Raw genomic sequence first — 819 nt, forward strand, 5'->3', positions numbered from 1 at the left:
GAGAGCGGCAACCTCTCGCACCTGGTTCAGGAGTGGCTGTGGCCGCTGGCTCTGCTGACCCTGGCGCTGGGCGCCGTCGGCGCGTTCGCCTCGGTGACGCTGCAGGGCATGCTGGCCTACCTGGTGGTGCTGTCGGTGGGCACGCTGCTCGCCGGCATGGCCCTGGGCACCCCCGAGGCACTGCAGGCGGCGCTGTTCTACCTGATCCACAGTACCTGGGTGGCGGGCGCGCTGTTCCTGATCGCCGATCTGGTCAGCCGCCAGCGCGGGATCAAGGAAGCGCAGCTGATCCAGGGGCCGGCGCTGCAGAATCCGTACATCCTGGGGGCGCTGTTCTTCGCCGGCGCCATCGCCGTGGCCGGCCTGCCGCCGCTCTCGGGCTTCGTCGGCAAGCTGCTGCTGCTCAAGGCGGCAGGATCCGGCTGGGAAGCCGCCGTGCTGTGGCCGGTGGTGCTGATCGGCGGCCTGGTGACCCTGGTCAGTCTCAGCCGCGCCGGCAGCACCCTGTTCTGGCGTGTCGGGCTGAGCCAGCTGGACAGCGCCGAGCTGGACAACGGCCGCCTGCTCGCCGCCATCGGCCTGCTGCTGATGAGCCCGCTGCTGGTGGCCTGCGCCGCGCCCGTGCTGGACTACATCGGCGCCATGGTGACGCAACTGCATGACCTGGAGAGCTATCACATGATCCTGCACAGCGGAGGTGGCGCATGAACGGGCGTCGCTGGCTGCCCCATCCTCTGCTGAGCCTGTGCCTGCTCGGTGTCTGGCTGCTGCTGGTCAACGACTTCAGCTTTGGCCACTGGCTGCTGGGGGCCTTCCTCG

1 protein-coding gene is annotated in these 819 nt (G+C 69.5%); it reads left to right on the forward strand.

The features are described from left to right. Nucleotides 1–708, forward strand: a 708-nt coding sequence (locus J0A65_RS24495) for a proton-conducting transporter transmembrane domain-containing protein (protein ID WP_269814709.1), incomplete at its 5' end; no start/stop codon positions are given. Between the last annotated feature and the right edge of the window lie 111 nt (nucleotides 709–819).

Origin of the sequence: Bowmanella yangjiangensis (assembly GCF_017255015.1) — a bacterium.
Taxonomy (GTDB): domain Bacteria; phylum Pseudomonadota; class Gammaproteobacteria; order Enterobacterales; family Alteromonadaceae; genus Bowmanella; species Bowmanella yangjiangensis.